Below are 25,638 nucleotides of genomic sequence, written 5' to 3'. Positions count from 1 at the left end.
GCTTGGAATCAGAGGCTCCTAGGATTAACGTTTGATAACGCAGCGCGGTTCGTAACGCCGTACCCAGACGGCACCGTGCGCCGTCGCCTAATCCCGCCGGCCGGCCTCCGGGCAGGCCAGGGAGCCGGGGAACCATGTTCCTTGGGGTGAATCGGCCGGGCCCAGGCCCAGCCGTAGGAGACCTTCCTGCTCCGAACCCGTCAGCTAACCCGGTAGGCGCGAAGGAAGGAAAGGAGCGCGCCTCCGTGGCGTCGTCGCACTCTCCGGCACACCTGCCCGGCTCCCCCGCCGGCACCCAGCTGCTCGACCACCCCTGGCCGCCCGCCCACCCGGGCGAGTTCGGCGGGTCCGGCGCCGAGACCGGGCCGCAGGCCCCCGACAGCAACCGGCACCGGATGCCCCGTCAGACCCGCGGCACCGCCCCGCTGCTCGGCGTCACCGCCGTGGCCGCCACCCTCGGTGCGACCGGCTTCGCCTCCGCCACCCCGGCCGCCGCCCCCGCCGTCGAGGTCCCGGACGAGACCCCGGTCGCGCTCGCCGCGGACCCGGGCCTCGCGCTCGCCGCCCGGATCCAGCAGCAGGCCGACAGCCAGCGCACCGCCGCCGAGGAGGGCGCCCGCCTGCAGGCCGCCAAGGAGGCCGAGGTCAAGCGCGCGGCCCAGCAGCAGGAGGCCAAGCGGGCCGCGGAGGAGGCCGAAAAGGCCAAGCTCGCCGCCATCGAGCTGCCGGTGCGCGACTACCACCTCTCGGCCCACTACGGCCAGAGCGCCTCCTACTGGGCCCACCTGCACACCGGCCTGGACTTCGCCGCCGACACCGGCACCCCGGTCTACGCGGTCGGCCAGGGCACCATCACCTCGGCCGGCTGGGCCGGGTCGTACGGCTACCGGATCGTCGAGACGCTGCCCGACGGCACCGAGATCTGGTACTGCCACCTCTCCTCGATCATCAAGGGCTCCGGCAAGGTCGTCCCCGGCCAGCAGCTCGGCAAGGTGGGGGCCACCGGCAACGTCACCGGCCCGCACCTGCACCTGGAGGTCCGCCCCGGCGGCGGTGCCCCGGTCGACCCGGAGAGCTGGTTCGAGCAGCGCGGCGTGACCCCCTGACCGGCGTCACCTTCTGACAGCCCGCCGCGGTGCCCCGGTCGTCGTCACGACGGCCGGGGCACCGTCGCGTCTCAGGCCCCGGCGGCCGCGCCGGCCCCGTCCGGCCGGTCGGCGGACCCGTGCACGTGCCCGTCCCCGGGCGCGTAGCCGTACTCGTCCCCGTACTCCCCGGCCTCCTCCGCCTCGCCGGGTGCCCCGGGCAGCTGCGCCAGGTACGCGTCGATCTCCTCCTGGCCCGGCTCCGGGGCCAGCTCCGGGAACTCCTCCACCAGCAGCCGCGGCAGCCCCGGCACCGTCCACTCGCCGAAGAGGTCCAGCGCGGCCTCGACGGCGGCCTCCTCGAACGCCCCGAAGTCCCCGGCCAGCTCGTCGGGCATCGGCCGGCCCTGCGCGGTGAGCTCCTCCAGGTTGCGGTAGCTGCGCCGCATCAGCCCCTGCTCCAGCAGCCGCCGGGCACCGTCGGTGGCCATCCCGACGCTGAGCGGCCGGGCGCCGTCCCAGCCCCCGTCGTCCACCGGGTCCAGCGCACCCGTCGCCTCCAGCCGCTCGTAGGCGGCCGCCCGGTCCTCCGGCGCCAGCTCCCGGAACGCCTCCAGCCAGGCCCGGACCGCCGCCCCGTCGGCCGGGTCCACCCCGTCCGCGCGCAGCAGCAGCGTGTACAGCCGGGGCCAGGTCACCAGGTCGGCGCGGCGCAGCAGCCCGGCGGCCACCTCGCCCTGCCACTCGGCCTCCGCGTGCAGCCGCTCCTGCCGCTTGGCGTTCAGCCGCTTCGCCGCCCGCTGGTGGTCGATCAGCAGCCGCACCGCGGCGCCGTACGCCAGCGGGTCCTGCTCCGGCGCGGGCTGGACGTACAGGTAGAGCCGCTCGTACAGCAGTTGTTCCACGGCGTCCGAGGTCAGCTCCGGCCAGCCGTCACGCATCCTGCCCTCACCCAGCTCCAGCAGCGCCAGCACCGCCCGCACCGGCGCCTCGGCCACCGGCGGGTGGCCGTGCGCCTGCGCCCAGGCGAGCAGTTCGGCGGCTTTGGTGCGCGGGGCGAGCCGCAGGTCTTCTTCTTCCATGTCACGTAAGGTAACCGGAAAGCCCGGGTAGGGTCGGCAGGCATGGTCCCCGTCCGACTCACCGGCCCCCGCCTGGCCATCCGCGAGTTCCACCACAGCGCCGCCGACGTCGACGCCCTGTACGCGGTGTTCGGCGACCGGGAGGCCACCCGCTACCTCCCGTTCGAGCCGCGTGACCGCGAGGACTGCGCCGACCAGATCGAGCAGTACCTGGAGGAGGCGCAGCAGGACGAGCGGACGGTCTACCGGCTGGCCGTCACCCGCCGCGCCGACGCGGACGCCCCGTCCCGCGCCGTCCCGATCGGCAACGCCGCCCTCACGCTCGGCGGCCACCGCAGCGCCGACCTCGGCTACGCGCTGCGCCCCGACACCTGGGGCAACGGCTACGCGGGCGAGATCACCGGGCTGCTCTGCGACTTCGCCTTCGGCCCGCTCGGGCTGCACCGGCTGGTCGCCCGGGTGGACGTGGAGAACACGGCCTCGGTCCGGGTGCTCACCCGGGCCGGCTTCCGTCTGGAGGGCCGGATCCGGCACGACGTGCACCTGCGCGGCGGGTGGCGCGACTCCTTCCAGTACTCGCTGCTCGCCCACGAGTGGCCCCGGGCGGGGGGTTAACCCCCGGCCCGCTTCACGGGGGAGCCGGATGTCCGCCCGGCCCGGCCTTTGACAGGGTTGTGACGTCAGCCCGGCACGCCACCGAGAAGGACCCGAGGGCCATGAGCAGCAGCCTCAGCACGCAGCGCAGCGAGTACGACCGCGACGACGCGGTACGGCGCACCGAGGAGCCGCCGTACGCCTGGCGGGCGCCGTTCTCGTCCTACTACTACCGGGAGCTCGGCTTCACCCTCACCGCGGTGCCGGTGGCCCTCGCCGGGTTCGCCTTCGCCACCACGCTGTTCGCCTTCGGTGTCGGCACCCTCGTCACCGTGCTCGGCATGCCGGTGCTGGCCGCTCTGACCGCCGGGGCCCGGGGCTTCGGCCGGCTGGAGCGGGCCCGGGTCCGCGGCATGCTGGCGCTGGACGTGCCCGGCCCGAAGCCGGTCCGGGTGCGTCGGCCGGGCAGCTGGGGCGCGATCACCGCGCGGCTGGTGGACGCGGCGGGCTGGAAGGCCGTGCTCTACCAGGTGGTGATGCTCCCGTGGGCGCTCTTCAGCTTCGTGATGTCGCTGACGTTCCTGCTGGTCGGCTGGACGCTGGCGCTCTACCCGCTCTACCACTGGGTCTACCCGAAGTACGTCGGCTGGCGGGGCTTCCGGGTGTTCGACTACTACGACGGCAACGGCGTCGAGCACGTCTACTACGTCGAGGGGCCGCTGCAGATCGCCGGGCTCTCGCTGCTGGGCTTCGTGTTCGTCTTCCTGACCCCGCAGCTGGTGCGCGGCCTGACCAACGTCAACCGGCTCGCCGCCCGGGCCCTGCTCGGCCGCTGACAAGCCCACCCGCCGCCCCACCGCCCGGCCCCACCGGCCCCGCCAGGCCCCGGACGCTCCGGGGTGCGGGCGGGGCCGGCCCGTGGTCCGATGACCGCATGGCCGCCCCGACCGACCTCGCCGCCGACGTCCCGGTCACCTCCCGCCCGCTGGACGAGTACTGCGCGCTGTTCGACCTGACCCGGGCCGGGCTCGCGGCCCTCCCCGGGCCGGTCCTCGACTGCCCGGGCGGCGCCGCCGGGCTCGCCGCCGAGGCACGCGAGCTGGGCTGCCGGGTGATCGCCACCGATCCCGCGTACGCCTGGCCGGCCCCCGAGCTCGCGGCCCGCGCGCTGGCCGCCCGCGCCGCCATGGCGGCCGCGATGGCCGCCCGCCCCGAGCTGTACCCGGCGTCCCACCACCGCCCGGCCGACCGCTACCTGCGCAGCTGGGACCGGGCCCGCCGGCTGTTCGCCGCGGACGCCGCCGCCCACCCGCAGCGGTACGTGGCCGCCGCGCTGCCCCGGCTGCCGTTCGCGGACGACACCTTCGCGCTCACCCTCAGCGGGTTCCTGCTGTTCGTCTACCCCGAACTCTTCGGCCCCGCGCAGCAGTTGGCCGCGCTGACCGAGCTGGTCCGGGTGACCGCCCCCGGCGGCGAGGTCCGGGTCCACCCGCTGAACGACGCCGCGGGCCGGCGCTGCCGGCACCTCGACGGGCTGCGCCGCGCGCTGGGCGAGCGCCGGATCGCCAGCGAGGTCCGCCCGCTCCCGGCCGGTGCGGGGCGACTCGGCCGGGTCCTGGTCCTGCGGGCCGCCGACCGCCGGCGCCGGGGCGGCTAGCCCGGCTGCCGCTCCGGCCGGTCGGTCTCGGGCGGGCCGGCCGGCTGCCCGGCCGGCGGGCCGACCGGACCGGTCTGCTGCGGGAGGGTGACCTGCGGGGGGAGCGGAGCCGGTGACTCCAGCCGGGAGAGGATCTTCTCCGCCAGCCAGCTCCGGTCGGAGCCGTACGGGATGCCGTCCGGCGCCACCAGCCGGCCGGCCACCGCGTCCCGCAGCCGCTGCGCCTGCGCGGCCGGCAGCCAGGAGAGCAGGCCCCGGGCGGCCAGCAGGGCGTGGTACTGCTCGAAGCCGGAGCGCGGGTGCTCGATCGCCTCCAGCACGCTGGTCAGGTCGGCCAGCGCGGGATCGCCCTGCATCAGGGCGAGCGCCTGGATCCGCCGGTCGTCGGCGCCGTCCGCGAACAGCTCCCGGACCCGGTCCGCGGTGAGCGCCGAGCGCCGGGCCGTCGACCGGACCTCGGCCATCACGCTCTCCGGCCCGGTCGTCGCGTTCGACGGCGGCAGGCGGGCCGGGTCGTCCGCCCGGCCGGTGCTGCCGCCCAGCAGGCCCAGGTGCTGCATCGCGCGGACCCGCAGGTCGTCCGCGCCCACCTTGTCGCCCCGGAGGTCGCGGTCCTGGCCGGCCAGGAAGAGGTCGAGCGCCTGGTCGGCGCCGGAGAGCACCCGGGGCAGGGCGAGCCGGGTCACCAGCCAGCCGGTCAGGAAGCCGAGAACGAGGAAGTAGAGGACCAGCGCGGCCGCGAAGGGGGCCGCGCCCTCGCCGCCGCCCAGCGCGGGGGCCAGCGCCGCGCCGAGCTGGTGCAGCCGCTCGCCGAGCGAGCCGAGCTGGGTCAGGCCGACGCCGAGCAGGACCTTGGTCAGCCAGTCGGAGACCTGCTCCAGATTGGTGTTCGGGGCGTAGGAGCCGTGCGGCTCACCGGCCGGGCCACCGCGCGCCCGGGGCACGCCGAACAGGAAGCCGAGCGCGCCGCCGAGCACCGCCGAGGCCCCGGTCACCACCAACCCGCCGCCCAGCGCCTGCCAGCTGTGCGCCCGGTCGAGGGAGAACAGCACCAGGCCGAGCGCTCCCACCCCCACGAGCGCTCCGGCCGCTCCCCGTTGTGCCGTTCGCAGGGCCGTCGTGCCCCCGGTCCGCCGCGTCCTCGCCATCGCCTACCCCCTGTGGCCGCCCCGCTCCGCTCCGGAACCCGCGCCGACTCTAGCGTCGGAGCGGTGGGAGGCAAACGCTCCGGGGCGCCGTCCGGGCCGATCGGTGCCGGAACAGCAGACAGCCCGTGGGCTGCTCCTCGCTGCAGCGAGGCACCGGGGATGTTCCGGTGAGCCCACGGGCCGGGTGACTGCTTGGAATTCGCCTGCCGGAGGCACGGGGCCTCGTCCTGCGCAGGCAGGGGCGGCTCTAGCGAGCAGCCACCTCACGCATCCTGATGGAACTCAATTCAGGATCACCTCCCTTCAGTGTGCAGCCAGCTTAGGCAGCTCCTCGGAACGGGGGCAACGGATTAATTCGCGGCCGCCGCACCGGTTCCGGGGCGGCTCCGGGGCGGCTCCGGGAACGCTTCCGAACCGGCCCGGGAGCGGCGGGGAGCCGGGGCCCCCGGGGCCCCCGGACCCCGGACATGCGAGAGGCCCGGAGGACGAATCCTCCGGGCCTCTGTGCTACTGAGTAGCGGGGACAGGATTTGAACCTGCGACCTCTGGGTTATGAGCCCAGCGAGCTACCGAGCTGCTCCACCCCGCGTCGGTGAACGCAACCCTACGGGGAAGTCGCCCGGATGGGAAATCAGTTCGTCGCCGGACCCCGGACCTCGGACCCCGGACATGCGAGAGGCCCGGAGGACGAATCCTCCGGGCCTCTGTGCTACTGAGTAGCGGGGACAGGATTTGAACCTGCGACCTCTGGGTTATGAGCCCAGCGAGCTACCGAGCTGCTCCACCCCGCGTCGGTGAACGCAACCCTACGGGGAAGTCGCCCGGATGGGAAATCAGTTCGTCACCGGACCGCGGCGGGCGCCCGGGCACGGCGAGCGGCGTGCCGCGCCGTTCTGCTCCTGGCCCAGGCGGCGAAGCAGACCAGGGCGGCGAAGCACGGCACCATCAGCACCGCGTACACCAGCAGGAAGCCGTGCGTGCCGAGGTCGGCGGCGGCGTTCCAGGTGCCGTGCAGGACCATCGACAGCAGCAGTCCGGCCGGGGCGGCGATCCTGGCCAGCCGGCGCCGGCCGGTGGTGAGGGTGATGGCCAGGCCGAGCCCGGTCAGCGCGGTGAACAGCGGATGGGCGAAGGGCGAGAGCAGCCCGCGCAGGACGAAGGTCTGCACCGTGCTGTCGAAGTCCCGCAGGCTGGGCGGTTCCCCGAGGCCGATGCTGTCCAGCCGCTGCTGCTGGTCGTCGGTGAAGGCCCGCCCCAGGTAGAGCGCGTTCTCGGTGAAGGCGAAGCCGCAGGCGGTGATCCCGCCGAGGACGACCCCGGCCGCCAGGGTGCGCGGGCGGGCCCGGGCGCGCGGGCGGTCGGGCGTCGGCGGGTAGGGCCGCAGGTAGGGCAGCGGGCGCAGGTAGGGGCGCGGCCGCGGCCGGCCCCGGGCGTGCGGCAGGGCGGGTCCGCGGCCGTGGCCGAGGGGCAGGCCGGGGCCGGGCAGCCGGCGCAGCACGCTCGCGCACGGGCGGCCGGTGCGGTGGCCGTGGCACCGGATCCGGGTGCCCAGCGGCAGCAGCAGGAGGAGCAGGGCGGCGCCCTTGGCACTCTCCTCGATCACCGGGGTGACCAGGTCGGCGCCCAGCACCTCGCCCAGACTGCCCTGGTGGGCCGTGAGGTAGGTGCTGGTCCAGCCGTTGGCGAGGATCGCGACGGTGGTCGCCGCGAAGGCGCCCCAGCCCAGGCAGAACACGATGTGGCGCAGCGGCACCCGGGCGGTCTGGTTGAGCCAGGCGAGGCCGCCGAGCACGAAGGGCAGCGGGACGAGCGCCAGGCCGAGCCCGACCAGCAGCCCGGTGGTCCCGGTCTGGCGGCGGACCAGCTGGAGGATCAGCACGCCGCAGCCGGCCAGCGCCAGGACGGCGGTGGTGGTGACCGAGGAGAGCACGACCGAGCGGGCGGGGCGCGGCCCCGGTCCGGCGGTGGCCGGCGGGGCGGCGGTGGGCCAGGGCGTGAGCCGGTGGCCCCGGCGCGTCCTGGGCCCCGGGATGGCGCGGGTGCCGGCGGTGCGCGTGGGCATCTCTCGGTCGCCGACGGTCCGGGCGGTGGCCCGGTAGCCGCCGGACGGGCTGCTCACCCGGCACAGGGTAGGCCACGGCACCGGCCCGCCGGGAGGACTCGGGACGAATCCACCCCTGCGGACCGGGCGGCCGGGGCCGGCGGTGAGGCCGGGCGGTCAGGCCGAGTGGTCAGCCCGGCGGCGGGTCAGCGGCGGCGGAAGAGCAGGTCGTGCACCACGTGGCCCTTGGCGATGCCGGCCCGCTCGAACTTGGTGACCGGCCGCCAGTCGGGCCGGGGAGCGTAGCCGGGCACGCTGCCGGCCGGGTGGTCGGCGGGCTCCAGCCAGCCGGTGCCGTCACCCTCGGGGTGCAGGTTCTCCAGCTCGGGCGAGGCGGAGAGCACCTCCAGCATCTGCTCGGCGTACGGCTCCCAGTCGGTGGCGCAGTGCACCAGCGCGCCGGGGGCCAGCCGGGGCAGCACCAGCTCCAGGAAGGAGGCCTGGACCAGCCGGCGCTTGTGGTGCTTCGGCTTCGGCCACGGGTCGGCGAAGTAGACCCGCAGGCCGGCCAGCGAGGCGTCGGGCAGCATGTCGCGCAGCAGGATGACGGCGTCGCCGGCGGCCGGGCGGACGTTGCGCGAGCCGTCCCGCTCCAGCAGGCCGAGCAGGTTGCCGTGGCCGGGGGTGTGGACGTCGGCGGCGAGGATGCCCGTCGCCGGGTCGGCGGCGGCCATCGCGGCGGTCGTCTCGCCCATCCCGAAGCCGATCTCCAGGGTGACCGGCAGACCGCCGAAGAGCTCCGACAGGTCCAGCGGGCTGCCGTCGATCGCGATGCCGTACGTCTCCCAGCCCCGGTCCAGCGCGCCCGCCTGGGCGTTGGTCATCCGGCCCCGGCGCGGCTGGAAGCTGCGGATGCGTCGCTCGCTGTGCTGGGCCTCGGTGGCCCGGTGCGGGTACATCGGCGCGGGGTAGCCGGCCGGCGCGGCGGAGAGCCGGGCGGACGGCGATTGCTGGGGGATCGGGGCGGTGGCAGTCACAATCACCCGATTCTACGGGGCCGCCGGGTGCGGCCCCAGGGGCTGTGACGCACCTGACGCGGGGCCGGGCCGAGTCCGCCCCGCTCCGTCCCGGCCAGGGCGCGCCGGTCGGGACGGGCCGGTCGGGACGGGCCGGCTCAGCCGCCCGCTGCGAGGGCGGCCAGCGCCCGGCGGGCCACTTCGCGGCCGATCGGCAGCGAGGCGGTGGCGGCCGGGGAGGGGGCGTTCAGGACGTGCACCAGACGGCGGGTGGAGCGCGGGTCGTCCGGGTCGAAGCCGGCGAAGGCGAAGTCGTCCAGCAGCGCGCCGTCCCGGGCCACCGCCTGGGCCCGGACCCCGGCGACGGCCGGCACCAGGTCCTCGGCGGTGACGGCGGGCAGCAGCCGCCGGACGGCCGCGGTGAAGGCCCGCTTGGAGAGCGAGCGGTGCAGCTCGCCGAGCTCGTACCGCCAGTGCCGGCGGGCGATCTGCCAGGTGCCGGGGAAGGCGAGCGTCCCGGCGAGGTCGCGCGGGCGGACGGTGCGCCAGTCGTACCCTTCGCGGGCCAGCGCGGGCACCGCGTTCGGGCCGACGTGCACGTCGCCGTGGATGCCCCGGGTCAGGTGCACGCCGAGGAAGGGGAAGGCCGGGTCGGGGACGGGGTAGACCAGGCCGCGTACCAGGTCCCTTCGCTCGTGGGCGAGTTCGTAGTACTCGCCGCGGAACGGCACGATCCGCACACCGGGGTCGTCGCCGGCCAGCCGGGCGATCCGGTCGCTGTGCAGTCCCGCGCAGTTCACCAGTACCTGGCCGCGCAGCTCGCCGGTGGAGGTCTGCACGGTCACGCCGTCGGCCCGGCGGGCGACCGCCCGCAGCTCGGTGCCGGTGCGCAGCTCCGCGCCCGCCTCGCGGGCCAGCCGGGCGTAGGCGGCGGCCACGGCGGGGAAGTCGCAGATGCCGGTGGTGCCGATGTGCAGCCCGGCGATACCGGTCACCTGCGGCTCGTACGCGGTGATGCCGGCCCGGTCCAGCTCGGCGACCGGGATGCGGTTCTCCCGGCCGCGCTCGGCGAGGGCCCGCAGCCGGGGCAGCTCGGCGGGGTCGGTGGCGACGATCAGCTTGCCCGTCACCTCGTACGGGACGCCGTGGGCGCGGCAGAACTCCACCATCTCGGTGGCCCCGGCGACGGCGTACCGGGCCTTGAGCGAGCCGGGGCGGTAGTAGACGCCGCTGTGGATCACCCCGCTGTTGCGGCCGGTCTGGTGGGCGGCGAAGCCGGGCTCCTTCTCCAGCAGCGCCAGCCGCAACCCGGGCCGGGCCCGGGTCAGCGCGTACGCCGTGGAGAGCCCGACGATCCCGCCGCCCACCACCAGCACGTCGAAGTCGTACGCCACCGCTCGCTCCTCGTTCGGCCCGGCCCCGCCCGCCGATGCTGTCACGGTGGGCGGGGCCGGTCGAGGGCGCCTCAGCGGGCGTCCGGCTCCAGCCACGGCCAGGTCGCGTCCCGGCCCGCTTCGAGCAGCGGGATCAGCCGGAACGCGGCGTCGCCCAGCCCGCCGAAGGTGTGCCGGTTCGCCGCGCCGCTCGGGCCGTGGCCGGGCGCGTAGCCCGCCAGGTTCCAGGTGTAGACGGGGACGTGGGCCGGCACGGCGGCCAGGGCGTCGCCGCCCCAGTGGTCGCGGCCGGTCTGCTCGTCGGTGACGACGACCACCCGGTCGTGGCCCCGGTAGTGGGTGCGGACGGCCTGGGCGGTGTCGGTGCCGCCGAGGTCGGTGAAGCGGTCCAGGACCCGCAGCACGGCCTCGCCCGGGGCGACCCGGACGACCCGGCTGGTGGTGCCGAACTCGACCAGGTCGGCGTCGGCGGCCCGGACCTTGAGGGCCGTGCCGAAGATCGCCGCCGAGTCGGCCCGGTTGAGCTGGGTCTGCGCGCTCGGCCGGTCGAACATCGAGCCCGAGCGGTCGACCAGGATCAGCGTCCGGCCGGGCAGCGCGGGCACGTTGCCGAGCGAGTGGGAGAGCGCGGTCTCCAGCGCGTGCCCCCAGCGCAGCGACGGCGCGTGCCGGTGCGCGGCGAGGTAGCGGAACGGGAACTGGCGGGAGCGGCGCACCTCGTCCGGGTCGGCGATCCGCCGCGCGACCTCGGCCGCGACCTCGTCCGGGACGCCGGCCTGGTCGAAGTTGCGCAGGTTGCGCACCAGCGCCATCGGGCCCATGGACGGGATGACCGCCGACCAGACGGCCGCGTCCAGCGGGCCCCGTAGCCAGCCGGCCAGTGCCTCCCAGGTCAGCCCGGCCGCGGCGAGCCGCTCGGCCCCGCCCTCGGCCGTCACCGCCGCCCGCCGCTGCTCGACGGGCAGGGCGAGCAGTTCGCGGTTGGCCGCGAGCAGCCGGTCGGAGGCGGACGGGACGGCCTCGTCCGGCCGGTGCCGGCGGTCCAGCGCGTAGCGGAACAGCTCGCCCTGCCACGGCTTGGCCGGGTCGGGCGAGGGGTGGGTCAGCTCCAGCACGTCACCGAAGCGGTAGCCCTTGGACGCGGTGTCGTACTTGAGCAGCGAGCGGGCGTGGTACAGCCGGCGGACGGCGTCCGCGACCCCGCGCTTGAGCGGCTTGGGCAGCGCCCGACCGTAGCGGGACGTCCAGTAGGCGAGCAGTTCGCCGGGCTCGTCCGCGCGCTGCAGGACGGCGTCGACGGCCTGCCGCGAGTGGCCGGGCGCCCCGGCGTCCAGCCGGGCCCGGGTGAACTCGGCGGCGCCGACCAGCGCGGCCGTGCGCAGGTGCGCGTCGGACCGCAGCCAGCGCAGCAGGCCCGTGGTCCACTCCGGGTCGGTGACGGCGAGTCCGCGCACCAGCGCGGTGTAGCGGTCGTCCCGCGCGCCGCCCTTCTCGTAGAAGGTGTCCTGGCCGACCAGGTTCGCCACCGCCAGCAGGAAGAGTTCGGACCTGGCGTCGCGCTGGAACCCGGTGCCGCCGTTGTGGTTCACGGTGCGCTTCCCGGTGCTGCGTACCGGCGAGGCCGGACTCGGCCGGGCCGTACGGGTGTTGAAACGCGACATGGTGGATGCTGCCCCCTGCTGGCTGGTGGAACGCGAAGGAGGCACGGCGGAGGAAGGGGTGCCCGAGATCGTGCCGGCCCGGCGGCCGGCGTCGGCGGAGGTGTATGCCTTGTGCTCTACCGGATTGAGCTAACGGCCGCGCTCGCGCGCGGCACGCCCGGGACTCGAACCCGGAACCGCAAGATCCGAAGTAACCCCCGCCTGCGCACCGGGCACCCCCGGCGCTGTGCCTCCCGAGATCGAGGTGGCGGCAGTGGTGTTGTCCGGTTCACCGCGCCCCGCTGGGGGCGCTCCACGAAGTAACCGCTGCCGTCGCACCGGGAGGTGCGGAAAACCTATTGAGGTATGGGTGTCCAGAGATCGATGGCGGCTGAGGTGACGAAGCTGCTCTGCCGACTGAGCTACACCGGCACGAGTGCCGGCGGCGGGACTCGAACCCGCGACCTGCCCATGAGGAGTGGAAGTAACCTCTGCCTGCGCACCTGGACGAGAGAGACGATAGCCAGGCCTCTCCCGCCGGTGCATCCGAATTACCGCCGGGCCCGCTACGCCGGGGCGACGATCACCGCGCGCGCCCGTTCCGTCAGTTCCCTCACCCGGCGCTCCCCCTGGAAGGGTTCGAGGCGGCGCAGCATCTCGACCACGTACTCGCGGCTGCGCTGCGAGGAGATCCGGCCGGCGACCTCGACGGCCCGCTCCCCGGCCGCGACCGCCGCGTCCAGGTCGCCCGCCTCGGCCTCGGCCATCGCCGAGACGACCAGCCGCAGCCCGTGCGAGCGGACGAACCCCTCGGTGGGCCGGGCCAGCGCCTCCCGGGTGAACTGGCGGACCTTGGAGGGCACTCCGAGGTCGCGGAAGCACTCGGCGGCGTCGGCGGCGAGGCGGTCGTAGGCGTAGAAGTCGATCCAGGCCGGATCGGGATCCCCCGCGCGCGCCCGTTCCAGTGCGTTCTCCGCGGCGCCGAGCGCCGTCGCGCACGCGGCGGCGTTGCGGGCCTTGGCCTGGGCCCGGGCCTCGACCAGGTGGAAGAAGCTCATGGTGCGGGCGGTGGCCAGCCCGCGGTTGCGCTCCAGCGCGGCCTGCGCGAGGTCGACCGCCTCCTCGGCGAAGCCCCGGTAGCCGGCCTGCAGGCTCATCGAGGCCAGCACGTAGCCGCCGAGCGGAACGTCGGCGGCGGCGCGGGCGAGCCGAAGCGCCTGGATGTAGTACCGCTGGGCGGCCTCGTGCTGGCCGGTGTCGAAGGCCATCCACCCGGCCAGCCGGGTGAGTTCGGCCGTGGCACCGAACAGTGCCCGGCCCACCGCGTCGCTGTAGGAGGCCAGCAGCAGCGGCGCCGCCTCCACCCGCAGGCACTCCGGCACCATCGACGAACGCCAGTCCCCGCCGCCGTACTTGGAGTCCCAGCGGCGGGCCTCCTGGGCGGCCTCGCGGAGCTTGGCGGCGTCCGAGTGGCCGACCCGGTACGAGCCCGCCTCGGCAGGCGTGCGCGGCGCCTCGCGGGCCACCGAGCCGTCCGCCGGGTTGATCAGCCAGCGGGAGACGGGCGTCGCGTACGCGGCGACCGAGAAGGTGCCGGCCAGGCTGTCGCTCCAGCGGCCGCCGCCGGGGCCGCGCCGCAGGTCGAGGTCGACCCGCCAGAGGTCGGTGGCCGAGCGGACCGCCTCGGACACCTCGCGCGGGAAGGCCAGGCCGAGTTCGGGCGCCGGGTCGGTGTCGCCGAGGCCGATCTCCTCCAGCGGCACCGGCCGGCCGAGCTTGCCGCCGATCGCGGTGGCGATCAGGTGCGGGACCGGGCCCTGCGGGACCATGCCCTTGCTGACCCACCGGGCCACCGAGGTCTTGTCGTAGCGCAGCGTCAAACCCCGTTGCGCGCCCAGGTCGTTGACCCTCCGGGCCAGGCCGGCGTTGCTGATCTGGGCGAGGGTCAGGAGCGTGCCGAGCCGTTCGTTCGGTCCTCGTGGGCTGATGGTCATGGTGGCGGCGGCACCTCCTGCGGCCTTGTGCGCGGAGCCCGGGCGGCACCGGGCCGTAGCTGCTGTACCTAGAGTAGTCGGACGCGTTCCGAGGGTTAAGAGGCCGCATTCCGGATGGCGGGATCGCGCACCCGCCGATCGGCGGCGGGCGCTCCGGCGGGCCCGGGCGGACCGCGCGGACATGGCCGGGGGCGATCGGGCCGGCCGCGCGCCGGAGCGTTGTGCTCCGGTCCCGTGTCGATGTGCGCCCGGCCGTGCCCCCTGGCCCGACCGGCTGGTCGGCGATTCGCTGGTGGTCGTGGGTCGGCCCGCCGTCGAGGACCCGGCGGGCCGGGGGATGCCGCCGTCTCAATCCCCGCGGACGGCGGCGAAGTCCGGGAGGGCATGCGGATGCCCTCCCGGGCCGGACGACGCCTTTCGGCCATATCGCGATGGCCATGACAAAGGCGGCGAAAGGGCGGTCCGGGCCGGGGAGGGGAAGGCCCGGCCCGCCCGGCCGAGACGCGGCCCGCGCGGCCGCTCCGGCCGGACCGTCCGGTGTGCCCGCCGCACCCCCGGGGGCCCCGCCCGGCGAATCGGAAACGACAACTCCGGTCACGGGACGGACGAGCGGTGGCACGATGTCTCCTGACGGCGCGCCCGATCGCGGCGGCCGGTCGCCGCGGCGCGCCACGGCCCGGCCGGGCCGCCCGCCGGCGGACGCGCCGCACGGTGCTGGTCCTCGTCCGGTGGAGGCGCGATGCGGTGGCTGACGGGCTGGAGCACGGGTGCGCCCCGAGCGGGCGCCCCGGCGCACGAGCCGCCCGGAGCGGTGGCACCGATCGCCGCGCGCCCCCTGTGGACCGGCCCCAACCCCCTCTGGGCGGTCGGCGACTGGCGCCCCGAGGAGATCCGGCTGGTCACCCTGCGCCCCGGCGCCCCCGCCGTCGTCACCACCGGTGCCGGCGCGCCCGACCCGGTCGAGGACACCCCCGCGACCACCCGGCTCGCCGTCATCGGCCACTGCGGCGCCACCGACGCCGAACTGGCCGCCGGCCTCGCCGCCGCCCGCGGCGGCGCCGTCCGCCACCTCACCACCTGGCCCGGCAGCTACACCGTCGTCCTGCGCACCGGCACCCGGTCCACCGCGCTGCTCACCGACCTGGCCGGCGCCCGGCCCGTCTTCCACACCCCCTGGGCCGACGGCACCGCGTACGCCACCGCCGCCCTCCCGCTCGCCGATCTGATCGGCGCCCCGCTGGACACCGGCCACCTCGCCGCCCGGCTCGCCTGCCCGGAGTCCCCGGAGGCGCTCGGCACCGGCACCCCGTACCTCGGCGTGCAGCGGGTACCGCCCGGGCACACCCTGGCCATCCGCGGCGGCCGCCCCTACCTCGCGGCGTACGACGAGCCCGGCGGCGGGCCGCGGCCGCGCGGCGAGGCACCGGCCGTCCGCGAACTCACCCGCGCCCTGCTGGAGTCCGTCCGGTCCCGGGTCCGCACCCCCGCCGCCGGCGCCGCCGGCCCCGGCCGGGCCCGGCTGGGGGTCGACCTCTCGTACGGGACGGCCTCGGCCACCGTCGCCCTGCTCGCCGCCGCCGTCCCGCCCGCACCCGTCGCCGGACCCGCCCCCGCACCCGTGCCCGCCGTCGCCGGACCGGCCGCGGTACCCGGAGCGCGGGCCAGGAACGGCGCGGTCAAGGGCTCCTGGGCCCGGGCGTCCGCCCCGGGCCGGTCCGCTCCCGAGCCACTGGCCGCCGTCACCCTGGGCGAGAGCGAGGGCCCGGCCACCCTGGCGATCGCCCCCCACACGCCCCGGCTGCGGCACACGGTGCTCGCCCCCGGGCCGGACACCCTCCCGTACGCCGACCTGGTGGCCGACCCGCGGGCCGGACGCCTCACCGACGAGCCCGGTCCGGAGCTGATCGCCGCCGCCCGCGCCGCGGCCCGCTTCGACGCCGGCGGCACCGACCACCTCACCGGGTACGGGGCCCGCCAGGTCCTGGACGGCCACCCGGCCCGGCTGGCCGACCTCGTCCGGGCCGGCCGCCCGCGCGAGCTGCTGCCCCCGGTCGCCGCCCTGGCCGGCGCCGACCGGGTGACGGCGGGCGTCCTGGCGGGCGCGCTGCGCACCCCGCTCACCGTGGTGCGCGCGGCCCACCGGCTCTCCCGGATCCGCTACGCCGACGCGCTCGACGACGCCGCCGTCCGGCTGACGCTGCGGCACGTCCCGGACGGCGGCGGTACGGCGGGCGCCCGCTCGGCCGACGACCTGCTCTGGTGCGTCCCCGGACCGGCGGCCCGCTGGCTCTCCGACGAGGCGCTCTCCGCGGTCGCGCTGCGGCTGCGGCTGGCAGCGCGCGGACCGGCGCCCGCCGAGCCACCGGGCGTGCGCCGGGCCCGGTACGCCCTGCACCGGCACGCGCGCGGATTCCGCACGCTGGTGCACGCCGCCGAGCAGCCCGGCCAGCGGCTGCACGCGCCGTTCCTGGACAACCAGGTGGTCCGGGCGAGCCGGCTGCTGCCCGACGACGTCCGGCTCCAGCCCGGCGCCCGGCACGCCCTGCTGCACGCCGTCCTCACCGGGGCCGGCCGGACGGACCTGCCGCTCGACTGGGGCCGCGGCCCCCGCCCCGACCGCACCGCCCCCGCCCGGGCGGGCCTGCGGCTCGCCGCCGACGGCATCGCCGAGCTCTTCGACGCCCCGCTGCTCGCCGAGGCCGGGCTGATCGACCTCCCCGCCGTCCGGGCGGGGCTGGCCCGCTGCGCCGACCCCGACGCGCCGCTCGCACCCGGCACCCTGGCCGGGCTCGCCGAGCTGGTCTCCACCGAACTCTGGCTCCGCCGGGTCCGCGCCCGGCGGCACGGCGCCTGCTGGACCGGCCTGCCCCTCGCCCGGCGCACCGCCCTCCCCGCCGCCCGCTTCGCCTGACCCCGACGCGTGCGACCGCGGTGGCCCGACCCCGGTGGCCGGGCCGGGGCGGCCGGGCGGCGGCGCCCGGTTCGGCGCGGCTCGCGGGCGCCGTCCCCCGGGCGGGTGATCATGACGCCATCCCGTCCCGTCCCCGTGGAGGCCGTGGTGACCAGCGCCAGCCCGGATCCGTCCGTCCCCGTCCTGCTCTCGGTGCTCGGCCGGCCGCCGACGGGCCGTCCGCCGGGGGTGCTGGCCGCGTGCGACGGCTCGGACGGTTCGCTCTGGGCGCTGGACCGGGCGATGACCGAGGCCGAGCGGTTCGAACTGCCGCTGTACGTGCTCGCGGTGGTCAACCCGGCCCCGACCGGGTACCCGCCGGGGATGGCCGAACTGGTCCAGGAGAGCGTCGAGACGCTGGTCGAGAGCATGGCGGACGGCCTGCGCCGTGCGGTGGCGGCGGTGCAGCGGGCCCGGCTCCGCCCGTACGCGGGGGAGCTGTCGCTGCACGTGGTGCTCGGCAACGTGATCGAGGTGCTGCTGGCGGCCTCGGCCCGGCAGCACACGCTGGTGCTCGGCACCCGGGGCAACGGCGGCTTCGGCCGGCTGCTGCTGGGCTCGGTCGGCTCGGCCGCCGTCCACCACGCGGCCTGTCCGGTCCTGATCGTCCCCGCGCCCCCGGACCGCTGAGCCAGCCGCTGAGCCGACCCCCGGCCGGCCGCCGGGCCACGGAGGCCGGCCGGGGGCGCCCGGGCACGGTCCCGCGCCGGTCTGGCACGCTCCGCGCCGGAGTGCGCGGCCCGCCGGGAGGTGGGAGGGGAGCGCTCGCGCGCCGGGAATGTCCCGAGATGGTTCATCGTTCACCTATCCCGGAACCCCGCCCTCCCCACCCCTGGAGAACCGCCGCCATGAAGGTCGAGATCTACTCCGACATCGCCTGCCCCTGGTGCTACATCGGCAAGCGCCGCTTCGAGCAGGCGCTGGACGGCTTCGCGGGCAAGGAGGACGTCGAGGTGGTCTACCGGCCGTACCAGCTGGTGCCGGACGCCCCGGCCACCGCGAGCCCGCACCGCGCGTGGCTGGCCGAGCGCTACGGCCCGCAGTCCGTCGCGATGGACGCCCGGGTGGCCGAGCTGGGCCGCGCCGAGGGCATCAGCTACGACTTCGACGCCGCGCTGCACGCCAACACCTTCCTCGGCCACCGGCTGCTCCACCTCGCCGGGACCGAGTACGGCGCGGCGGCGCAGGGCCGGCTGAAGGAGGCACTGCTCAAGGCCCACTTCAGCGACGGGGTGGACGTCGGCGACCGCGCCGCGCTGACCCGGCTGGCGGTGTCCGCGGGCCTGGACGGCGACCGGGTGGCGGCCTACCTCGCGGGCGACGAGGGCGCCGCCGAGGTGAGCGCCCAGCTCGCCGAGGCCCGCGAGCTGGGCATCACCGCCGTGCCGACCTTCGTCTTCGAGGGCAAGTGGGCCGTCCAGGGCGGCCAGGACGCCGAGACCTTCCGCAAGGTGCTGGAGCAGGTCGCCGAGGAGATCGGCGAGCGCCGGCCCGCGCCGGTGCCGGTCGTCGCGGCCGGCGAGGCCTGCGCGGACGGCTCCTGCGCCGTCTGACCGGCCCTACCGGGACCGCCGGCACCCTCCCGGGGCCCGCTTCAGGCACACCTGAAGCGGGCCTCGGCCCAGTCGGACACGTTCAGTGCCGACCAGACGCCGTGCGCCGGTGTGACCACCAGCCGGATCGACGTCTGCCCGGCCAGCGGCACGTGCACCGGCACCGCGTCGTCCCCGGTGGCCAGCGGCGGCGAGCGCCACAGGGTACGGCCGTCGCCGCCCTGCACCGAGAAGACCACGCCGCCGATCGAGGCGGCGATGTCGTCCACCCCGGCCACCGCGTCGAAGGCCGTGCAGCCGCGGTTGAGGTCGATCACCGTGGTCGCGGGTGCGTGCACGGTGATGCCGTGGGCCCGGGGGGTGCCGCCGATCGAGACGCTGTCGCGCTGCCAGAACCAGTCGCTGCCGCGCTGCCGGATGCTCGGGGCCGACGCCGGCACCCGGTTGTTGCCGGGCTTCAGCACGGGCAGGTGGTCGGCCCAGAAGTCGGTCGGAGCCGGCGGTGTGACGGTCGGGGTCGGCAGCGGCGGGGGAGTCGGGGTGGGCAGGACCGGCACCTCGGGGGTGGGTACCGGGGGCGGCGTCGGGGTCGGCACCACGGGTACCGGCGGCAGCGGCGGAGGGGTCGGCCGGGTCGGCCGCGGCGAGGGCGGGGCCGGTGCGGGGGAGGACGCGGCCGGGCTGCTCGGCGCGGGCGGCGGCACGGCCTTCGGCGCCGGGCGCGGTGCGACGGAGGGCGCCGGCGTCGGTGACGGGGTGGCGGAGGGGCTCGGCGCGGGTTCCACCACCGGGACCGGATCGGGGGTGCGCGGCGCCGCGCTCGGTACCGGTGCCACCGGCGGCGGCGCCGGTAGGGCCGGGGAGGAGGCCGGCGGCGCGGCCAGCGGGGGCTTCGGCTCGGGCGAGCCGGTCAGCGCGTAGGCGGCGACGGCGGCCGCCGCCACGGCGACCGCGGCCGCGATGCCCGCCTTGGCCGCCATGCCCAGGCCCTCGCCCGCCGCCGCGGCGGCGCCACCGCTTCCGCCGGCCGCGCCACCCGCGGACCCGGCCGCGGCGCCTGCCGTCGCCCCGGAGGTCCCGCCGGCCGCGCCGCCCGCGGCGGCCGCCGCCGTTCCCGCGGCCGCGCCGCCGACCGCCGCCGCACCGCCCACGGCGGCAGCGGCGGCGCTGAAGCCGCCCACCCCCACCCAGACCAGGACGCCGCCGGGCAGCAGCGCCCGCAGGCTGTGGTTGATCTCGGACAGCTCCAGGCAGGCGGCCGTGCACCGGTCGCACTCCCGCAGGTGCCGGCCGACCTCCGCGGACGCCCGCTTGCGCAGCGAGCCGCGCGCGTAGGCGCCGAGCCGGTTGGCGTACGCCTCGCAGGCCCTGGCCTGGCTGCCCGAGACATGGGCCTGGAGGAAGGCCGCGGCCAGCCGGTCGCGGGCCCGGTGCGCCTGGACGGCGGTGGCGTTGGCGGTCTTGCCGAGCATCACCGCGACGGTCTTGGGAGACTCCCGTTCGACCTCGGTGTGCCAGAGCACCATCCGGTCGTCCTCGGGCAGTTCGGCGTAGGCCTGCATCACCATGCGCTGGTCGGCCAGCGCCATCGCCCAGGCGTCGGCCCCCGGGTCGGCCAGGTCCAGGTCGACGGTGGCGGCCGAGGTCTGCGCGAACGTGCTGAAGTCGTCGACGAGTTGCTCGCGCCGCTCACTGCGGGTCCAGGCCGCTGCGACGTTGCGGACGGCGGTCAGCAGATAGGCGCGGACGGCGAACTCCGGCCCCTTGCCCGCCCGCAGCGCCTGCAGCGTGCGGGCGAACACCTCGCCTGCCAGGTCCTCGGCGGTGAAGCTGTCCCGGCAGCAGGTCCGCGCGTAGCGGCGCACCGAGTCGGCGTGCCGGCGGTAGATCTCCTCGTACGCGGCGTCGTCGCCGGCCCGCACCCGGGCGGTCAACTCGGCGTCGGAGGCCGGGCGCTCGCCGTCCACCGGGTCGGCGGGGGCCGGTACGGTCGGCCGGGCGCGGGAGCCGTCGTCGACGAAGGCCTCCGGGGCCACCCCGCCGCGGCCGGCCGGCGCCTGGCCGGGGACGCGGGTCTGCGGGTACGCGTCGGAGGCGGAGAGGGTCTCGCGGCTGGGCATCCCGGCCTGGTCAGGCACCTGCCCCGACGCGCTCGGCACCGCGCCGGGCGCCTGCCCCGGCCCGTGCCCCGCCCTGCCGGGGCCCCCGTCCGCGCCACCCGTCCCGCCGTTCGGTCCGCCCGGGCCGGAGCGGCCGAAGTCGAGGCCGTAGCCGTAGTCGTTCTGTTCCTCGGCGCTCACAACGGACCCCAGATTCCACGACAGCCCCCGTAGTGCGGCAGAGCGCACGGGAGTGCGTGAGCGCACGGTTCCCCGCTGTACGGCGCCGAGGGCGCGCGAACGGCGCGCATCGGGACATTGGCTCCAACCACGGGCAAAGGATGGCATAGCGCAGAGTTGGGCGGTAGCCGGACCGCCGCGACCCACTCTTCCGAGGGGCCGTCGAGGATGTGTTCGCCCCGTCCGGTGCACCGGCGCGGCGGCGGCCGCACCCGGCGCGCGGCTGAGCCGCTCACGCCGGGTTGATCCTCAACTCCCTTGCCCTCCGGGGCCCGCGGCCACCAGAGTGGTGGGATCAGCGCGCCCGGAGGCCGTCCAGCAGGATCCGCAGCAGCCGGTCGGCCGGTCCTTCGACGGGTTGACCGTCCGTCTGCTGGCCGCCCGCCGCCGGGAACGCGCCGCCGAACGCGGCCGACACGGGCGCCGTGTACGGGTCCGCCCCCGGTACGCCGCGCGAGGCGTGCACCGGAACCGAAGCGGTCAGCACCAGCACCACGTCCGCGACCGTCACCCCCGGCCGCAGCTCCCCGGCCGCGCCCGCGCGCGCCACCAGGGCGGCGAGCAGTTGCAGCAACTGCCGCGGGTCCGCGTCGGCCGCGGGCTCTCCGCCGCCCTCCGGCAGCCCGCCGGGCCTCGGCTCGAACCGGTTGCCGAGCAGGGCACCCGCGCCGGCCGGATCCCCCGAGCGCTGCTCGGGCACCCTGCCCAGCTCCTCCGCGTACCGGAAGGCCTCCGGCGGCAGCAGCCGCCCGGCCCCCGTACTCACCGCCCGCGCCAGGTAGCCGGCCAGCGACTCCCAGGCACCACCGCCGCCGTACAGCGACTCCCGCGCCTGGGCGGTCAGCCACGCCACCTCCTCGGCGGCGATCCGCTGGACCAGCACCTCCTTGCTCGGGAAGCGCCGGTACACCGTGCCCACCCCGACCCCGGCCCGGCGCGCGACCTCCTCCATCGGCGCGCCGTAGCCGAACTCGCCGAACACCTCGCGGGCCGCGCGCAGCACGCTCTCCAGGTTCCGCCGGGCGTCCACCCGCAGCCGGGCACCGGACACCGGTCCGCCACCGCCCTGCGGCGGTTCGGCCGGGTAGCGGACCGCCGCGTACGCCACCGCGGCCTGCGGTGGCAGGTCCGCGGGGCTGCGTTGCTCCGGCACCACGCCCTGGCCGACGCGCGGTACCGCCGCCCGGCCCAACAGTCGCTCCTGCTCCATCATCCCAACTCTCCCCCGCAGGTGCCCGATCCCGGACCCTGCCGTCGCCCGCCCCTGCACCCCCCGGTGCAGCTCCGCCTGTCAGAAATGACCCGATGACCCATCGCTCGTAGTCGGTTGTGACGCAAGCCGCGTCCGGGTGACGCCAGACCGCACGCGCACGACGACCGCGCACGCAAGGCCATGCGGACTCCGCCACGACCGGTGCCACCGGGCCGGGACCGCACATCCGGCCTGGCGCGTCGGCACCCCACGGGGCCTCGTCCGGGAACTACCCTTCCCCGGAACACCGTCCCGCAGTCGGGTTTACGCGCCAACACTGGAACTGGCCGTAATGGCCGCTCCACGGTGCGTCGCCGCCAGTTGTCATGGCGATGGCCGCCCCGATGCACAATCCGACCATAGTTCACGGCCGTTCGAAGCCGAAAGTGCGTCAGAAACTCACCCAGGCAGCACATCTGGCACCACGGGGCAACTCCCGCCCCAACCGACCCGGCACGGACTGTGGACAAGAGGCCCTCCGACGGTCCTTCATTGAGGGCGTGGTGGGGGGCACCCCCGGCCGAGGGCCGGGGACAGGTCGCATCGGCAGGAGGTTCGCCATCAGAATTCTGATCGTCGGCGGCGGCTGCGCCGGGATGTCCACCGCGCTGCACCTCCAGCGCGGCCTGCGCGAACGGCTGCGCCGGGGCGAGGCGGAGATCACCGTGGTCGAACCGCAGTCCTACTTGACGTACCACCCCTTGCTCGCCGAGGTCGCGGCCGGCTCGATCGACCCCCGCCACGTGGTCGTCCCGCTGCGCCGGGCCCTGCCGGACTGCCGGGTGCTCACCGCCCGGATCACCCGGATCGAGCACGGCACCCGCCGCGCCTGGGCCGACGCCGCCGCCCGCGGGGAACCGCCCGCCCTGGTCGAGCTCGACTACGACGTCCTGGTGGTGGCCCCCGGCTCGGTCTCCCGGACGGCGCCGGTGCCAGGGCTGGCCGAGCACGGGTTGGGGTTCTCCACCGTCGGCGAGGCGGTGAGCCTGCGCAACCACGTCCTGGAACAGCTCGACCTGGCCTCCGCGACCCGTGACCCGGCCCTGCGCCAGGCCGCGCTCACCTTCGTCTTCGTCGGCGCGGGCTACGCCGGCGTCGGCGCGCTCGCCGAACTGGAGGACATGGCGCGCACCGCCGTCCGCGGCTACCACAACATCAGCCCCGGGGACCTGCGCTGGGTCCTGGTCGAGGCCACCGACCGGATCCTCGCCGAGGAGTCGCCCGAGCTGGCCGCGCACACCCTGGCCGAACTGCGCGAGCGCAGCGTCGACGTCCGCCTGGGCACCAGGCTGGAGTCGGCCGCCGACCGGGTGATGGCGCTCTCCGACGGCAGCCGGTTCGCCGCCCGGACCCTGGTCTGGACGGCCGGGGTGCGCCCGTCCCCGCTGCTGCGCGACACCGACCTGCCGCTGGACACCGCCGGCCGGATCCGCTGTCTGGCCACCCTCCAGGCGGTCGGCCCGGACGGGCGGGCACTGCCCGGGGTCTGGGCCGCCGGGGACTGCGCCGCCGTTCCCGACCCGCACGCGGACGGGGCGCCCTGCGCGCCCAACGCCCAGCACGCCTTCGCCCAGGCCGAGCTGCTCGCCGCCAACGTGCTCGTCGCCCTGGAGGGCGGCCCGCGCGCCGAGGGCATCGTCGAGTACCGGCCGGACCGCGCGGCCTGCTCGACCTCGCTGGGCCTGGGCCGCGCGGTCGCCCACACCAGCGGGGGCGGCCGGCTCACCGGCCGTCGCGCCTGGTGGCTGCACCGGGCCCGGCACCTGCGTCGGCTGCCGAGCGCGGACCGGCGGGTGCGGGTGCTGATGGACTGGGTGCTCGGCGGGCTGTTCTCCCGGGAGGTGGTCTCGCTCGGGACGGTGGAGCACCCGCGTTCGGAGTTCGAGGCCGGCTTCGGCAAGGGCGGCGCCGACGACCGGCCGACCTGAGGGCGGCGCCGGCGGCCGGCTGTGACCGACAAGACGGCCGCGCCCAGCGCGCGCGACTTCCGGAATCGGGCCTCCGCCTGACAGGATCGGCCCGACCGAGTCATTACCCGGTGTGGCAGTCCGCACACAAAAAGTGATGATATGCCTGGTAAACGAGGAAGCGGCCGTCGTTTGAACCTCATGCGCTGGAGCGCCCGGCTCACCGGAGCCCCGTGGCGGACCGCCCCGCCCGCTGGGCGCGGCACCGACCAGGGCACGCCGTCCGGCGACGGCGTGGTCGTCCCCAGCCCCCGCGACCCCACCAGCCTCGTCAGCCCCACCGAGGTACTCGACCCGCAGCGGCCCCAAGACCTGCGCGAGGTGCTGAACCGCATCCCCGCCCCGGTCGCCGTCACCTACGGCCCGCTGCACCAGCTCGGCTACGCCAACCGCGCCTACCGCGAACTCTTCGGCGACCGGCCCACCGGCCTGCCCGCCTGCGAGGCACTTCCCGAGCTCGGCACCATGGGCGTCCTGCCGCTGATGGACCAGGTCATCCGCGGCGGCAGCCCGCGCAGCGTCAAGGCCCGTTGCATCCTCGGGCTCACCGGCAACCGCTACTACAACGTCTCCTGCGTCCCGCTCAGCCGGCACGAGAGCCGGGCCGAGAGCCGGGTGGACGGCCGGCGCGAGAACAGGGCCGAGGGCCGGACCGAGATGGTGGAGGGCGAGGAGCCGAGGGACGCGCTGCCCGCCGGCGTCCTCATCTTCGCCGCCGAGGTCACCGACCAGGTGCTCGCCGCCACCCGGCTGCGCGAGGCCGAACGCCGCCAGCGCGAGGCCGCCGTCACCCTCCAGCGGAGCCTGCTCCCCCAGAAGCTCGACCAGCCAGCCGACCTCCGGGTCGCCGCCACCTACCAGCCCGGTGGCGCGGAGGCCGCGGTCGGCGGTGACTGGTACGACGTCATCGCCATCGACGGCGGCCGCACCGCGCTGGTCATCGGCGACGTGATGGGGCGCGGCCTGCGCGCCGCCGCCGTGATGGGCCAGCTCCGCACCGCCGTCCGGGCCTACGCCCGGCTCGACCTGCCGCCGCACGAGGTGATGCGCCTGCTCGACGGCCTCGCGATGGAGATCGACGCCAACCAGATCGCCACCTGCACCTACGCGGTCTGGGACCCGGAGCGCCACGCCCTCACCTACGCCTCCGCGGGACACCTGCCGATGCTGCTCCGCTGCCCCGACGGCACCATCCTGCGCAGCGAGGAGCAGAACGGCCCGCCCCTGGGCACCGGCGGCGGCGTCCACCTCTCCCACACCCTGCGGCTGCTCCCCGGCACCACCGGCGTCCTCTATACGGACGGTCTGGTGGAGCGCCGGGACGAGGACATCGACCAGGGCCTCGACCTGCTCGCCCGGACGCTCGCCGGGGCCGCCGGCGCTCCCGAGGTGATCTGCGCCCGGCTGCTCCGGGCCATGGGCGTCAGTTCGGACCACGACGATGACGTCGCCATCCTGGCCTTCCAGCTGCCGGCCGAGGAGAGCCTGTCCGCCCTCCCGGAGCTGGGAGCGGCGCTTGACTCGACCCCCTGACAGGTCTAGTGTTCTTCGAGCTGCCTGGCTGGGAGCACCGGACACGTATCAACGCGGACGGTCCCGAGGCGGCCAATCCCTGGAAACACCATTTCGGCTCGGTCTGGGCTGTGCGCTGTCATATTGACGGTGTAGCTCATGCCTTATTCGTCATGCCTGTTTATATGGATTGCGGCCGGATTCGCCTTTCGGGGCGGGGATCGGCTAGAGTTTGAAACGTCGGACAGGGCGTCAAGCCCGAGAAGACACCAGCGAGTTGGATGAACGAAGCGCCGGAAACGGAGCGGAAAACATCTGGTAAGCTGGGAACACGAAAGAACGAAGCGCCCGGAGGGCCCGCTGGAAGGCGGTCCGAAGGAAGTGTCCGTTCCTTGAGAACTCAACAGCGTGCCA

The 25,638-nt window shown here is 76.1% G+C and carries 17 protein-coding genes, 3 tRNA genes, 1 pseudogene and 1 riboswitch; of the genes and pseudogenes, 9 read left to right on the top strand and 12 right to left on the bottom strand.

The window, feature by feature from the left end; all coding sequences use genetic code 11:
* The first annotated feature begins 74 nt into the window (after positions 1-74).
* Positions 75-233, top strand: a riboswitch (cyclic di-AMP (ydaO/yuaA leader).
* Positions 234-245: 12 nt separating this feature from the next.
* The gene (locus tag ABZ495_RS19385) at positions 246-1,106 is read left to right on the top strand and encodes a M23 family metallopeptidase (protein ID WP_359805738.1); all 861 of its coding nucleotides are present in this window, start codon (positions 246-248) and stop codon (positions 1,104-1,106) included.
* A 71-nt stretch (positions 1,107-1,177) separates the two neighbouring features.
* Here ABZ495_RS19385 and ABZ495_RS19380 read toward each other — a convergent pair whose 3' ends face one another.
* Positions 1,178-2,167, bottom strand: a complete 990-nt coding sequence (locus tag ABZ495_RS19380) for a hypothetical protein (RefSeq protein WP_359837106.1) — start codon at positions 2,165-2,167, stop codon at positions 1,178-1,180.
* 42 nt (positions 2,168-2,209) lie between these two features.
* Here ABZ495_RS19380 and ABZ495_RS19375 point away from each other — a divergent pair, with 42 nt between their 5' ends.
* The 3 genes from ABZ495_RS19375 to ABZ495_RS19365 all read left to right on the top strand — a co-directional run bounded on the left by ABZ495_RS19375 (position 2,210) and on the right by ABZ495_RS19365 (position 4,418).
* On the top strand, positions 2,210-2,782 hold the full coding sequence (locus tag ABZ495_RS19375) for a GNAT family protein (RefSeq protein ID WP_359837104.1): 573 nt from the start codon (positions 2,210-2,212) through the stop codon (positions 2,780-2,782).
* Between the two features lie 101 nt (positions 2,783-2,883).
* Entirely contained in the window at positions 2,884-3,597 is a 714-nt protein-coding gene (locus tag ABZ495_RS19370; protein ID WP_359837102.1) for a sensor domain-containing protein, read from the top strand.
* 98 nt (positions 3,598-3,695) lie between these two features.
* Positions 3,696-4,418, top strand: coding sequence for a class I SAM-dependent methyltransferase (locus tag ABZ495_RS19365; protein WP_359837099.1), 723 nt, complete (start codon positions 3,696-3,698; stop codon positions 4,416-4,418).
* Here ABZ495_RS19365 and ABZ495_RS19360 read toward each other — a convergent pair.
* The 9 genes from ABZ495_RS19360 to ABZ495_RS19320 all read right to left on the bottom strand — a co-directional run bounded on the left by ABZ495_RS19360 (position 4,415) and on the right by ABZ495_RS19320 (position 13,651).
* Positions 4,415-5,494, bottom strand: coding sequence for a hypothetical protein (locus ABZ495_RS19360; protein WP_359837097.1), 1,080 nt, complete (start codon positions 5,492-5,494; stop codon positions 4,415-4,417). The two genes, ABZ495_RS19365 and ABZ495_RS19360, sit on opposite strands and share 4 nt — an antisense overlap.
* Positions 5,495-6,081: 587 nt before the next feature.
* A tRNA-Met gene (locus ABZ495_RS19355) sits at positions 6,082-6,155 on the bottom strand.
* Positions 6,156-6,283: 128 nt separating this feature from the next.
* Positions 6,284-6,357: transfer RNA gene (locus ABZ495_RS19350), tRNA-Met, on the bottom strand.
* A 50-nt stretch (positions 6,358-6,407) separates the two neighbouring features.
* Positions 6,408-7,685, bottom strand: coding sequence for a PrsW family intramembrane metalloprotease (locus ABZ495_RS19345; protein ID WP_359805752.1), 1,278 nt, complete (start codon positions 7,683-7,685; stop codon positions 6,408-6,410).
* A 128-nt stretch (positions 7,686-7,813) separates the two neighbouring features.
* Complete coding sequence (trmB, locus tag ABZ495_RS19340) at positions 7,814-8,644, bottom strand: tRNA (guanosine(46)-N7)-methyltransferase TrmB (protein WP_359837094.1); 831 nt, start codon at positions 8,642-8,644, stop codon at positions 7,814-7,816.
* Between the two features lie 137 nt (positions 8,645-8,781).
* Positions 8,782-10,017, bottom strand: coding sequence for an L-2-hydroxyglutarate oxidase (gene lhgO / locus ABZ495_RS19335; protein WP_359837092.1), 1,236 nt, complete (start codon positions 10,015-10,017; stop codon positions 8,782-8,784).
* Positions 10,018-10,088: 71 nt separating this feature from the next.
* The gene (locus ABZ495_RS19330) at positions 10,089-11,678 is read right to left on the bottom strand and encodes a TROVE domain-containing protein (RefSeq protein WP_359837091.1); all 1,590 of its coding nucleotides are present in this window, start codon (positions 11,676-11,678) and stop codon (positions 10,089-10,091) included.
* 416 nt (positions 11,679-12,094) lie between these two features.
* Positions 12,095-12,156, bottom strand: a tRNA-Ser gene (locus ABZ495_RS19325).
* A 67-nt stretch (positions 12,157-12,223) separates the two neighbouring features.
* Positions 12,224-13,651 (bottom strand): MFS transporter, encoded by a 1,428-nt coding sequence (locus ABZ495_RS19320; protein ID WP_329489072.1) that lies wholly within the window; start codon positions 13,649-13,651, stop codon positions 12,224-12,226.
* Positions 13,652-14,390: 739 nt separating this feature from the next.
* Between ABZ495_RS19320 and ABZ495_RS19315 the strand changes: the two genes are divergently transcribed.
* The 3 genes from ABZ495_RS19315 (at position 14,391) to ABZ495_RS19305 (ending at position 18,154) form a co-directional block, all read left to right on the top strand.
* The gene (locus ABZ495_RS19315) at positions 14,391-16,562 is read left to right on the top strand and encodes an asparagine synthase-related protein (RefSeq protein WP_359837089.1); all 2,172 of its coding nucleotides are present in this window, start codon (positions 14,391-14,393) and stop codon (positions 16,560-16,562) included.
* 147 nt (positions 16,563-16,709) lie between these two features.
* Positions 16,710-17,231: a universal stress protein gene (locus ABZ495_RS19310; RefSeq protein WP_329489074.1), complete on the top strand. Its 522-nt coding sequence runs from the start codon at positions 16,710-16,712 to the stop codon at positions 17,229-17,231.
* 218 nt (positions 17,232-17,449) lie between these two features.
* Positions 17,450-18,154, top strand: coding sequence for a DsbA family oxidoreductase (locus ABZ495_RS19305; protein WP_329489075.1), 705 nt, complete (start codon positions 17,450-17,452; stop codon positions 18,152-18,154).
* A gap of 41 nt (positions 18,155-18,195) precedes the next feature.
* Here ABZ495_RS19305 and ABZ495_RS19300 read toward each other — a convergent pair whose 3' ends face one another.
* Positions 18,196-20,454 carry a sigma-70 family RNA polymerase sigma factor gene (locus tag ABZ495_RS19300; protein ID WP_359805763.1) on the bottom strand — a complete coding sequence of 753 codons (2,259 nt, stop codon included), beginning with the start codon at positions 20,452-20,454 and terminating at the stop codon, positions 18,196-18,198.
* Positions 20,455-20,788: 334 nt separating this feature from the next.
* Entirely contained in the window at positions 20,789-21,706 is a 918-nt protein-coding gene (locus ABZ495_RS19295) for a helix-turn-helix domain-containing protein (RefSeq protein ID WP_359837087.1), read from the bottom strand.
* Between the two features lie 599 nt (positions 21,707-22,305).
* Here ABZ495_RS19295 and ABZ495_RS19290 point away from each other — a divergent pair.
* Complete coding sequence (locus ABZ495_RS19290; RefSeq protein ID WP_359837173.1) at positions 22,306-23,673, top strand: FAD-dependent oxidoreductase; 1,368 nt, start codon at positions 22,306-22,308, stop codon at positions 23,671-23,673.
* 171 nt (positions 23,674-23,844) lie between these two features.
* Positions 23,845-25,188: pseudogene (locus ABZ495_RS19285) on the top strand (PP2C family protein-serine/threonine phosphatase); the annotation flags it as partial.
* Positions 25,189-25,638 lie beyond the last annotated feature (450 nt).

Source organism: Kitasatospora sp. NPDC005748, assembly GCF_040630735.1.
Taxonomy (GTDB): Bacteria; Actinomycetota; Actinomycetes; order Streptomycetales; family Streptomycetaceae; genus Kitasatospora.
Note: the sequence above shows the minus strand (reverse complement) of the source record. Positions and strands in the feature narration are given on the sequence as shown.

Coding starts and splice junctions, on each gene's coding strand:
- ABZ495_RS19380 (WP_359837106.1), bottom strand. CDS start 2,167: ATGGAAGAAGAAGACCTGCGGCTCGCCCCGCGCACCAAAGCCGCCGAA.
- ABZ495_RS19375 (WP_359837104.1), top strand. CDS start 2,210: ATGGTCCCCGTCCGACTCACCGGCCCCCGCCTGGCCATCCGCGAGTTC.
- ABZ495_RS19370 (WP_359837102.1), top strand. CDS start 2,884: ATGAGCAGCAGCCTCAGCACGCAGCGCAGCGAGTACGACCGCGACGAC.
- ABZ495_RS19365 (WP_359837099.1), top strand. CDS start 3,696: ATGGCCGCCCCGACCGACCTCGCCGCCGACGTCCCGGTCACCTCCCGC.
- ABZ495_RS19330 (WP_359837091.1), bottom strand. CDS start 11,678: ATGTCGCGTTTCAACACCCGTACGGCCCGGCCGAGTCCGGCCTCGCCG.
- ABZ495_RS19320 (WP_329489072.1), bottom strand. CDS start 13,651: ATGACCATCAGCCCACGAGGACCGAACGAACGGCTCGGCACGCTCCTG.
- ABZ495_RS19315 (WP_359837089.1), top strand. CDS start 14,391: ATGCGGTGGCTGACGGGCTGGAGCACGGGTGCGCCCCGAGCGGGCGCC.
- ABZ495_RS19305 (WP_329489075.1), top strand. CDS start 17,450: ATGAAGGTCGAGATCTACTCCGACATCGCCTGCCCCTGGTGCTACATC.
- ABZ495_RS19295 (WP_359837087.1), bottom strand. CDS start 21,706: ATGATGGAGCAGGAGCGACTGTTGGGCCGGGCGGCGGTACCGCGCGTC.